The organism is Nonomuraea sp. NPDC001684 (assembly GCF_053596515.1).
Genome location: NZ_JBSFGJ010000352.1, coordinates 1 through 9,854 on the forward strand (window position 1 = coordinate 1; position 9,854 = coordinate 9,854).

10 protein-coding genes are annotated in these 9,854 nt (G+C 74.8%); 5 read left to right on the forward strand and 5 right to left on the reverse strand.

Features of this window, described 5'->3' with window-relative positions:
- Window positions 1-933, reverse strand: a 933-nt coding sequence (crtI, locus tag ACWCSD_RS39175; RefSeq protein WP_449922488.1) for a phytoene desaturase family protein, incomplete at its 3' end; no start/stop codon positions are given.
- 159 nt (window positions 934-1,092) lie between these two features.
- On the opposite strand from crtI, the gene ACWCSD_RS39180 reads away from it, so the two are divergent.
- The 3 genes from ACWCSD_RS39180 to ACWCSD_RS39190 all read left to right on the forward strand — a co-directional run bounded on the left by ACWCSD_RS39180 (window position 1,093) and on the right by ACWCSD_RS39190 (window position 3,796).
- Window positions 1,093-2,040, forward strand: a complete 948-nt coding sequence (locus tag ACWCSD_RS39180) for a MerR family transcriptional regulator (RefSeq protein ID WP_449922490.1) — start codon at window positions 1,093-1,095, stop codon at window positions 2,038-2,040.
- Between the two features lie 90 nt (window positions 2,041-2,130).
- Window positions 2,131-2,625, forward strand: a complete 495-nt coding sequence (locus ACWCSD_RS39185; protein WP_397159998.1) for an RNA polymerase sigma factor — start codon at window positions 2,131-2,133, stop codon at window positions 2,623-2,625.
- 46 nt (window positions 2,626-2,671) lie between these two features.
- A complete protein-coding gene (locus tag ACWCSD_RS39190) occupies window positions 2,672-3,796 on the forward strand; it encodes an alpha/beta hydrolase family protein (RefSeq protein WP_449922492.1) in 1,125 nt (374 codons plus the stop codon).
- 33 nt (window positions 3,797-3,829) lie between these two features.
- Here ACWCSD_RS39190 and ACWCSD_RS39195 read toward each other — a convergent pair whose 3' ends face one another.
- On the reverse strand, window positions 3,830-5,449 hold the full coding sequence (locus ACWCSD_RS39195; protein ID WP_449922494.1) for an alcohol dehydrogenase catalytic domain-containing protein: 1,620 nt from the start codon (window positions 5,447-5,449) through the stop codon (window positions 3,830-3,832).
- Window positions 5,450-5,538: 89 nt separating this feature from the next.
- On the opposite strand from ACWCSD_RS39195, the gene ACWCSD_RS39200 reads away from it, so the two are divergent.
- On the forward strand, window positions 5,539-6,531 hold the full coding sequence (locus ACWCSD_RS39200) for an AraC family transcriptional regulator (RefSeq protein WP_397160004.1): 993 nt from the start codon (window positions 5,539-5,541) through the stop codon (window positions 6,529-6,531).
- Here the strand turns inward: ACWCSD_RS39200 and ACWCSD_RS39205 are convergent.
- Window positions 6,496-7,479 carry a hypothetical protein gene (locus tag ACWCSD_RS39205; RefSeq protein ID WP_449922496.1) on the reverse strand — a complete coding sequence of 328 codons (984 nt, stop codon included), beginning with the start codon at window positions 7,477-7,479 and terminating at the stop codon, window positions 6,496-6,498. The genes ACWCSD_RS39200 and ACWCSD_RS39205 overlap by 36 nt on opposite strands.
- Before the next feature lie 147 nt (window positions 7,480-7,626).
- Between ACWCSD_RS39205 and ACWCSD_RS39210 the strand changes: the two genes are divergently transcribed.
- The gene (locus tag ACWCSD_RS39210; RefSeq protein WP_397160008.1) at window positions 7,627-8,388 is read left to right on the forward strand and encodes a hypothetical protein; all 762 of its coding nucleotides are present in this window, start codon (window positions 7,627-7,629) and stop codon (window positions 8,386-8,388) included.
- Here ACWCSD_RS39210 and ACWCSD_RS39215 read toward each other — a convergent pair.
- Together ACWCSD_RS39215 and ACWCSD_RS39220 are read right to left on the reverse strand one after the other, a co-directional pair.
- Window positions 8,385-9,038 (reverse strand): hypothetical protein, encoded by a 654-nt coding sequence (locus tag ACWCSD_RS39215; RefSeq protein WP_387676564.1) that lies wholly within the window; start codon window positions 9,036-9,038, stop codon window positions 8,385-8,387. The two genes, ACWCSD_RS39210 and ACWCSD_RS39215, sit on opposite strands and share 4 nt — an antisense overlap.
- Window positions 9,039-9,159: 121 nt before the next feature.
- The gene (locus ACWCSD_RS39220) at window positions 9,160-9,762 is read right to left on the reverse strand and encodes a cadmium resistance transporter (protein ID WP_397160012.1); all 603 of its coding nucleotides are present in this window, start codon (window positions 9,760-9,762) and stop codon (window positions 9,160-9,162) included.
- Between the last annotated feature and the right edge of the window lie 92 nt (window positions 9,763-9,854).

Below are 9,854 nucleotides of genomic sequence, written 5' to 3' on the forward strand. Positions count from 1 at the left end.
GTCGGCCGCCGCGCCGGGCAGCAGCCGCCGGGCGGCCAGGCGGTCGCAGGCCACGACCACCTGCCGCGCCGCGAGCCGCTCGCCGCCCGCCAGCAGCACCCCGGTGACGCCGTCGGAGTCCGTCTCGACCTTCTCGGCGCGCACGCCGTAGCGGAGGTCGGCGCCCAGCTTCGCCAGCAGGGCCGCCATGGCCGAGGGGATGGCGTGCATGCCGCCGCGCCGCGGGAAGTACACGCCGCCGACGGTGTCCATGTGGGCGATGACGGCGTAGATGCCGAGCGCGCGCTGCGGCGCGAGCCCCACGTACAGGGACTGGAAGGTGTGGGCCTTGATCAGCCGGGGGTCGCGCAGGTGCCGGGCGGCCAGGCGGTCCAGCCGCCGGAAGCCGCCCAGCCGGGCCAGCCGGAGCAGCGCGGCCGGCCGGGCCAGGGCGCGCAGCCGGCTCACGTCCGCGTCGATGAACGCCGGCCACTCCACCCGGAACAGCTCGTCGAGCAGCGCCCGGTAGCGGTCGTAGCGCGCCGCCTCGGCGGGCCCGCACACCGTCCGCACCTGCTCGGCCATCGCCTCGCGCTCGGGCAGGACGTCCAGCCGCGACCCGTCGTCGAAGACCATCCGGTACGACGGGTCCAGGCGGCGCAACGGCAACCAGTGCCGCAGCTCCTGCCCGGCCGCGCCGAACACCTCGGCCAGCACGCCCGGCATGGTCAGCACCGAAGGGCCGGTGTCGAAGCGGTACGGCCCGAGGCGGGCGGTGCCGCAGCAGCCGCCGGGCTCGTCGAGCGCCTCCACCACGGTGACCTGACGACCGGCGGCCGCCAGGTGGACGGCCGCGGCCAGCCCGCCCAGCCCGGCCCCGACCACGACCACCGGGCTCATCGGCCGGCCGTCCCACGCCCGTGCCCGGCCTGCGAGGTCACCGTGTCCATGCACGCAGCTCCTTCTGTCGCTATGAACAGAATTCGTGCCAGGAGCGCGCCCGGTTGCACGTCACCGGACAACGGGATCAAGCCGGACGCGCCCAGCCATGCGCCCAAGGACCCCGCAAGCGCGAAAAGATAGTCGGACACGTCGAGCGGCAGCGGGAACACCATGGACGAGGACACACCGGTCAGCCAGGAGGACGCGGGATTCGGCATCGGAGCCGTCTCCCGGCGCCTCGGCATCCCCGCGCCGACGCTGCGCACCTGGAACCTGCGCTACGGCCTGGGCCCCAGCCGCCGCAGCCCCGGGGGCCACCGCCGCTACGGCGCCGCCGACGTGCGGCGGCTGGCCGAGATGAAACGCCTGATCGCCACCGGCCTGGTGCCGGCCGAGGCGGCCAGGCTCGCCCTCGCGCTGCCCGACACCCCCGCCGCGCCGCCGTCCGGCGCGCGGACGGCGGCCGTCCCCTCCGGCGGCCGGCGGACGCCGCAGCCGCCCGGCGGGCGGCCCGCGCCGCGGCGGGTCGTCGCCGCGCTGGCCCGCGCCGCGGTCATGCTCGACGGCCGCGCCGTCGCCGCCCTGGTCGAGGAGACGCTGGCCGCGCAGGGCGCGGTGTGGACGTGGGAGCACCTCTTCCTGCCCGCGCTCGACGCCGTCTGCCGGGGCCAGGACGCGACCGGGTCCGGCATCGACGCCGAGCACCTGCTGTCCGGCCACCTCCAGGCGGCGCTGCACCGCCTCGCCGGCGACGTGCCGCCGCGGTCGGACCGGCCGGTGCTCCTGGCCTGCGCCGAGGAGGAGCAGCACAGCCTTCCGGTGCACGCCCTGGCCGCCGCGCTCGCCGAACGCGGCGTGCAGACCCGCGTGCTCGGCGCCCGCACCCCCTACCCGGCGCTGGCGCACGCGATGCGGCGGCTCGGGCCGGCGGCCGTGTTCGTCTGGTCGCAGCGGGCGGAGACCGGCGACACCGCGCCTCTCGCCGCACTGCCCCAGGTGCGTCCCGCCTGCCGGATCGTCATCGGCGGGCGCGGCTGGCAGGGCCCGGCCCCTGAGGGCGTCGTCCGGGTGTCGACGTTGCCCGACGCCGTCGCATGCGTCATGTCGACCCTGATTTGAGCCGCCCTTTCCCCCGATGAGCTTGTGACCGCCTGCCGCGCCTCGGTATGAATAAGTTTTGAATAGGTTTTTGCGGTGAGGGGCAGGCGCATGGACACCAGTGACGAGGAAGCGCTCGGCGAGTGCTACCGCACGCACGCTCCCTCCGTGCGCTCCTACCTGCGCCGGTTCGTACCCGCCGAGGAGGTGGAGGACCTGCTGCAGGTCGTCTTCGCCGACGTCTGGCGCTCGCGCGGGCGGTACGACCCCGGGCGCAGCCAGGCCGCGTGGGTCTTCGCGATCGCCCACCGCCGCGCCGTCGACCATCTGCGGGTGCGGCGGTTGCTGACCGTCCCGCTGCAGGAGGCCGGGGATCTGCCGGGACGCGCCCGGCCGGCGCCCGACGCCCTCGGCGACCGCGACCAGATCGACCGCGCGCTCGCCGAACTGTCGGACGCCCAGAGGCAGGCCATCGAGCTGGCCTACTTCGCCGACCTGACGCAGCGGGAGATCGCCGAGCACCTGCGGGTGCCCATCGGCACCGTCAAGGCCCGCATCTCGCGCGGGCTGCACCGGCTCTCGGACCTCCTGGAAGGAACGGCCTGAGTCAATGATGTATACGCCGTAAACGCCCATAGTTTACCCTGTATACATGCGAGCACTGAAGAAGAGGCGGCTGTGGATCGCGGGTCTGGCGGTCGTCGTCGTCCTGGCCGGGGCGGCGGGGGCCGGGGCCTGGTTCGGCAGCGAGCAGTCGGTCGGCGTCGTCCGTCACGGCGCGGCCAACACCGAGGTCCTGGCCGTGCGGGGCGACCTGGTGACGCTCACGCGCACGCCGGAGACCGGCAAGCCGGGCACGTACTGGCTGGAGTGGACCGGCTCGTACGCCATGCTCGGCGACGTCGTCCCCGGCGCCGCCGACCGGGTGACGCGCAAGGTGCTGCGCGGCCACGTCCCCTCGGTCGGCACGCCTGGCTGGTTCGGCAACGTGCCGCCCGGCGATCCCGAGGTGGCCTGGGGGATCGGCTACACCGAGATCATGGTGCCCACCGAACTGGGGCCCGCGCCGGCCTGGTACGTGCCGGGCGAGGGCGACACCTGGGTCGTCGCCGTCCACGGCCAGAACGGGCGGCGCAAGGCGGAGCTGAAGGTCCTGCCCGTCGTGCACGGGCTGCGGCTGCCCTTCCTGGACATCAGCTACCGCAACGACCAGGGCGCGCCCGCCTCGCCCGACGGGCTGCTGCACCTGGGCGACTCGGAGTGGCGCGACCTGGAGGCCGCCCTGCGCCACGCGCAGACCATGGGGGCGCGGCGGTTCGTCCTGTACGGCACCTCGATGGGCGGCCAGGTCGTCGGGCAGTTCCTGGACCGGTCGCCGCTGGCGGCCCTGGTCGACCGGGTCGTCATGGACGCCCCCATGATCGACGTCGGCATGACCGCCGAACAGGGCGTCAGGAACCACCACCTGCCCGGCTTCCTGGCCGGGCTGTCGAACCAGGTCGTCCGGTGGCGTACCGGGGTCGATCCGGACCGGCTCAGCCTGATCCGGCGTCCGCCGCGGGTCCGGCCGCCGCTGCTGCTGATCCACACCGTGCCCGACGCCGAGCACCCGATCCAGGAGGCGTACGGTCTCGTGGCCGCGGGCAGGCGGCTGGGGTGGGAGATCCGGTTCGAGCCGTTCGAGCGGGGCGAGCACACGGAGGCGTGGAACGTCGACCGCGCCCGTTACGACCGCCTCGTCCGCGACTTCCTCTCCGTGGACCCCTCCCGGACCTGAGCCCCGGACCGGTGACCGGATGAACGGGCGTGATCAGCCGCCCGTCGTCAGCGTGACCTTGCCGCGGACGAGACCGCGCTCGGCCTCCCGGTGCACGTCGGCCAGCGCCTCCAGCGGGCGGACGGCCGCCTCGACGTCCACCGCGCCCGCGTCGATCAGCGCCACGAGCTCGGCGAGCTGCCCCGGGTCGTTGCGGGCCACGAAGTGGACGGCGCGCGGATGCTCGATCGGCCGGGTGATCGAGACGAACTCCGCGGCCAGCTCCGTCACCGAGCCGGGCACGTCGGCCACCAGGTTGATCAGCACGTCGTTGCCGCCCGGCAGGGGGCCGGCGGTGTAGTCCACGACCTCGTCGGCGCCCAGCGCCCGTACGGCGGCGGCGCTGCGCGGCCCGGCGGTGGCCACCACGTACGCGCCCGCGTGCTTGGCCAGTTGCACGGCGAACAGCCCGACGCCGCCGCCCGCGCCGTTGATCAGCACCCGGCTGCCGGGGCCGATGCGGGCGTGCTCGAAGACCGCCTGCCAGGCGGTGAGCCCGGCCACCGGCACGGCCGCCGCGGCCGTCAGCGGGATCCGCCGCGGCGCCCTGGCCAGCACGTCCGCCCTGGCGACCGCGTACTCGGCCGCCGCGCCGTCGATGAGCCCGATCACCCGGTCCCCGGGGACGAGGTCGCCCGCCCCGGTGAGCACGGTGCCCGCGACGTCCCAGCCGAGCGTGTGCGGCAGGGTGCCGCCGAACACCTCCCGCAGCAGGCCCGCGCGCAGCCCCACCTCCGAGGGGTTGAACGACGTGGCGGCCACCTCGATGAGCACCTCGCCGGGGCCGGGCCGCGGCACCGGCGCCTCCTCCACCCTGATCACCGAGGCGTCGCCGTACTCGTGCAGGCGGGCGGCCCGCATGGTGCCGAGGAAGTCCGCGGCGTGCTCGCTCGCCCACGTCCCGAAGTCGCTCGCGGGCACTCCGGCGACCTCCTCCACCGTCCGGGTGCACGGGCCCGGCTCGGTGAGCGCGCGCAGCATGCCGTCCACCGCGGACACCGGCCAGCCCAGGCCGAGCAGCCGCCGCCTGGCCTCCTCGGCAGGCTCCTCCGACCACCGCACCGGCCGGCCGATCGCCTCGCCGACCAGCCGCGCCTGCTCCCGCTGGGTCAGCGGCCGCGGCCCGGTCAGCGTGTACACCGCGCCGTGGTGCCCTCCGCCGAGCAGCGCGCGCACCGCGACGGCCGCGACGTCCCGCTCGTGCACGGGAGAGAAGACCGCCTCGCCGGACGGCTGCCGCACGACGCCCGTCCGGACCTGCCCGGCCCACCGCAGGGCGTTGGCCGCGAACGCGTGCGGACGCAGCACCGTCCACTCCCGGGCGGTCCCGGCGATCAGGCGCTCGATCTCGACCTCGTGCGGACGCGCGGCGGCCGAGGACAGGTAGACCACCCGCCGGGCGCCGATCAGCTCCAGCACCTCGCGGGCCCCCTCCGCCGAGGCGAACGGCCACAGCAGGAACACCGCCTCCACCCCGTCGAGGGCCGCCGCCAGCGCGACCGGGTCGGTCAGCTCCCTCGTCACCGCGCGGACGCCGGCGCCCGCCTCCTTCAACTGCTCCACCAGCGGACGGCCGATCGTGCCGGTCGCCCCGCTGACCAGGACTCTTGTCATGCCGTCAACCCTAGGAGCCAGACGCGAGGCGTCCAATGAGCCTGAGTGCTTGATTCATACGCGATCGTCTTCCGCACTAGACTCCGGCCATGGACGTACTGAGCGACGTGGTCGCCTCCATGCGCATCGGCGTGCCGCGCTCGGCGCGGGTCGAGTGGCCGGCGCCGTGGGGGCAGCGCTTCCCGTCGGCGCCCGGGTCGGCGGGGTTCCAGGTCGTGCTGCGCGGCTCGTGCTGGGCCATCCCGCCGGAGGGCGAGCCGTTCCCGGTCGGCACGGGCGACGTGCTGTTCTTCCCCCACGGTCACGGCTACGGGCTGGCCGACTCGCCCGACCGGCCCCTCCCGGAGCCCGACTGCGACCCCTACGCCCCGGCCGAGCTGTTCGCCTCGGCCTCGTTGGAGGGCGCCGGGCCCGTCACCGTGACGCTCTGCGGCGGCTACCGGCTCGATGCCGGCCGGGCGCATCCGCTGCTCGGCGGGCTGCCCGAGATGATCCACCTGCCCACCGGCCTGGGGCGCAACACCGACCTGCGCGCCGCCGTCGAGCTGCTCGGCAAGGAGATCGACGACCCGCGGCCGGGCGCCGACCTGGTGGTCCCGGCGCTGCTGGACATGCTGCTGCTGTACATCCTGCGGGCCTGGTTCGACGCCTCGGCCGACCACTGCGAGGCGGGCAACTGGGCCGCCGCGCTGGCCGACCCGGCCGTCGGCGCCGCGCTCGACGGCATCCACCGCGATCCCGCCCACCCCTGGACGGTCGAGTCGCTCGGCCGCCGCGCCCGGCTGTCGCGGGCGGCGTTCTCCCGCCGGTTCACCCAGTTCGTCGGCCGGCCGCCGCTGAGCTACCTGACCTGGTGGCGGCTGAGCACGGCCGCGCGCATGCTGCGCGACTCCGACGCCGCGCTGAGCACGGTCGCCGCCGCGGTCGGCTACGGCTCGGAGTTCGCCTTCGCCAACGCCTTCAAACGCCAGTACGGTATGCCCCCCGGCAAGTACCGCCGCGTCGGCTGCCCGCCCTCGGGAGCGGGTGAGCCCGTCCGTGCCGGGTCAGCCGTTGGCCTCCAGCAGGCGGGCGCCGAGTGAGGTCAGGTGGTGGTGGACGGCCTGGCCGTTGCGGCGGGTGGCGATCAGCCCGGCATTGCGCAGCACGGTGATGTGCTCGGAGGCGGTGGAGGCGCTGACCCTGAGCCGCCCGGCCAGTTCGTCCGTACGGCAGCCGTGTCCGCCGACGGCCCGCATCACCCGCGCCCGCGCCCGCCCGACCAGCGCGGCGAGCGTGTCGAAGGCCGGTGACGGCAGCACCTGGCGGCCGCCGTCGGGCATCGGCACCGTGAGCACCGAGCTGCGCCGGTCCCGGGTGGTCGCGATGCCCAGGTAGCGGGGCGAGGCGCCGGAGATCGGATGCAGCAGCAGGCCGCGTCCGCCGAGATCGACCGTGATCGGCGGCCCGCCCGCGACGACCATGCCGCCGCCGTCCCAGGACAGCCGCGGGCTGAGGGTGCTGAGCGCGGAGCCGAGCCCGATCCGCGCCACCGTCTCCTGGTAGGCGGCCAGGCGGGTTTCGAGCCTCCGGCGCATGCCGGGCCATTCCGGGGCGAGGAAACGGTGGAAGAGCACGTACATGCTGTCGGCCAGGGCCCGGCGGAACCGCGCCGGGTCCATGTCGAGGTCGGGCCGTCCCGGCACCCCGCTGAAGCGCCACAGGTCGCCGCTGAACTCGCGCTCCTCGGGTGGGGTGTCCAGGGCGGCGAGCGCGTCGAGCTCGTCGGAGAGCGCGGCGGTCTCGATCGGCGGGGCCACCTCGGAGGTGACCAGCCCCTCATGCAGGGTGACGCGGGAGGCGCCGCGGTTGAGGATGTCGAGCAGCGGCAGCGTCCGGCGCGGCACGGTTCTGGCGATGTCCCGCCAGATCGAGCCCTTCTCGGTCAGGTCGGGATGATGGACGCTGAAGGCCGCGAAGATCGCGTGGGTCAGGGGCGAGACCACGAACCGGGTGGCCGCGAGGTCGCCCACCTGGAAGTTCAGACGCATGCGCCAATCGTCGCCTGATGATCGATTTCAAGCAATCGTCCGGTTGACGGGGGAGCTCTTCGGTGCCCGGCCGAAGAGATTGTGCGCACCCCGGCGCGCTCCGATCATGGCAGCGAACGGCCCGCGCTCGCCGCTGAGGAGAACGACATGCGAAGACGCCCCCGGACGCCCGGCACGACAGGCCGGCGGGCCCGCCGCGGCCTGTGCGCCGCCGCCGCTGCCCTCCTGGTCGCGGCCACCTCGACGACCCCGGCCCACGCCGCCGACAACGGCTCCCACCACGAGGACTGGGTCTACCGTTCGGACTCCCTGTGCCTCCTGGTCTACGCCGAGATGCTCGACCTCTCCGACAGAAACGCCGGCTCCTACCAGACGTCCGCGGCGAACGTCTACGGGCCGAACGGCGGCATCCCGTGCGGCCGTGGATGGGCCGTGCCCGCCGGCCATCTCGCGATACGTCAGGTCGTGCTCGTCTACGACCTGACCCACCAGGTCTGGGGCGCCTGCCCGGGCCTGGACTCCGGCTTGCACTACACCCCCGACACCACCTCTCACGCCGACTGGTACATGTGGAGCGGCGAGGGGTCCAACCCCGCCCCCTGCGGCACCGCCTGGTACGCGACGCTGGCCTTCGGATACGTCTGGGACGGCGCCTGGAACGGCGGCTCCCTGCCGTCGGGCAACGTGTGGATCACCGCCAGGTACGGCCTCCAGGCGAAGACGCCACCGGCGCAGCCGCCGCGCCCGTCCTGGATCACCGGCACGGGCGCGGTCGACCCGAGCAGGCTCCCGGACCGCCTGCCGCTCATCGGCGCCGACGGCGAACCCCAGCGCACGGGCTCGGGCGACGTCGCCACCGTCGACACCGCCACCTTGTTCGGACCGCCGTCCCAGCCGCCGCCCGGCTAGACCTGCTCCTCCGGGTCGCCGTCCGCCGCCGGGGCCGGGGCGATCTGCAGCGGTGCCGTGGCCCCGCCGGTGAGCTCGCGCCCCTGGTCGAGGACGTGGCCGAGCTGCCTGGCCAGCAGCGGGACGGTCGCCGGCGGCAGGTACGCGTCCGCGCCGGCGTCGAGCAGCCGCCGGACCGGGCCGTGGTACCGGACCCCGAGCTCCGGGTCCTCGATCTCGGTGACGACCACGCGGGCCTTCGGGAACATCGACCGGAGCCCGGCGATCAGCTGCGGACTGCCGGCGGGCACCAGGAGCACATCGGCCGTCGCCGGGGCGGCGTGCATGTCGAGCACCACGTAATCGGCCCCGAGCCGGTCGGACAGCGCGACCCGGGCGGCGTTCGACAGCTCCATCGCGGTGGCCACGACCGTCACACTGTCGTGGTCGACCGGCGGCGGATCGCCGGGCTCGTCCGGCGCCCCGCGGCCGACGACGGCGCCCTGGACCACGTCGACGGTGCTGGAGATCGTCGCGATCGACGCGCCGTCCCGCGTGAGGACCAGGCTCTCGCCGGGTTCGAGGGCGTCGACGAGTGCCACGACGTCCTCGGGCAGGCGGGCCACGTCGATCCGCGGCGCCGGACGGGCTGCGCGTCGGCGCGTCACCATGCCCACGCCCCCGAGGCGCCGCCCGAGCGGATCAACATCCGCCACCCCCTTCCGATGCCGTGATCTTGTTGGACGCGCCCGCCCGGCCCTTGGTTCGGGCCGCGCCGAAGTTTCCCCGGATCTAGAGGCCGAAGGCCCCGCCCTCGACGAGGATGAGCAGACCCAGGCCGATCAGGACCACGGGCAGCAGGACGTGCCCCCACCGGCTCAGGGCGCGGGCGACCAGGGGACGGGTGGCGAAGAGCCGTCCGGCCGCGCACCACACGCCGACCAGGACGAGGAACACGGCGACGTACCCGCCGGTGCCGCCCGGTCCGGCGGTGGCGAAGACCGGCACGTACACGCCGATGTTGTCGCCGCCGTTGGCGAAGGTGACCGCGGCGACCTCCAGCGTCCTCGGGCCGCCGGGCGGCTCGCCGTCCGGGGCGCCGTCGTCCCCGTCGCGGCGGCTCCGCCACGCCTGCCAGGCGGCCTTGACGCCCAGCACGAGGGGGAGCAGCCCCAGGTACGGGATCAGCGACCCGGGAAGGAAGGTCGCCCCGAAGCCCGCCGCCACGGCCACCGCCACGAGCGCGAGGAAGCCCAGGTACTGGCCCGCGACGATCCGGACGGCGACGCCCCGCCTGCCCGCGCCCTGGGCGAAGAACAACGCCAGGATCAGGATGTCGTCGATGTTGGTGACGGCGAACAGCCCCGCGGCCTGCCCGACGATGCCCAGATTCACCAGAGGGGATCCTTCTGTCCGGAGATGCCCGGATGACCAGGGCCAGGCACCTGCGCGTCTTCGAGGTGCGCGAGGACGGCACGCTGTCGGGC

Bases quoted from the DNA above. Each gene is read 5' to 3' on its own strand.
- ACWCSD_RS39180 (WP_449922490.1), top strand. From the start codon at position 1,093: ATGGACGAGGACACACCGGTCAGCCAGGAGGACGCGGGATTCGGCATC.
- ACWCSD_RS39185 (WP_397159998.1), top strand. From the start codon at position 2,131: ATGGACACCAGTGACGAGGAAGCGCTCGGCGAGTGCTACCGCACGCAC.
- ACWCSD_RS39190 (WP_449922492.1), top strand. From the start codon at position 2,672: ATGCGAGCACTGAAGAAGAGGCGGCTGTGGATCGCGGGTCTGGCGGTC.
- ACWCSD_RS39195 (WP_449922494.1), bottom strand. From the start codon at position 5,449: ATGACAAGAGTCCTGGTCAGCGGGGCGACCGGCACGATCGGCCGTCCG.
- ACWCSD_RS39200 (WP_397160004.1), top strand. From the start codon at position 5,539: ATGGACGTACTGAGCGACGTGGTCGCCTCCATGCGCATCGGCGTGCCG.
- ACWCSD_RS39205 (WP_449922496.1), bottom strand. From the start codon at position 7,479: ATGCGTCTGAACTTCCAGGTGGGCGACCTCGCGGCCACCCGGTTCGTG.
- ACWCSD_RS39210 (WP_397160008.1), top strand. From the start codon at position 7,627: ATGCGAAGACGCCCCCGGACGCCCGGCACGACAGGCCGGCGGGCCCGC.
- ACWCSD_RS39215 (WP_387676564.1), bottom strand. From the start codon at position 9,038: ATGGTGACGCGCCGACGCGCAGCCCGTCCGGCGCCGCGGATCGACGTG.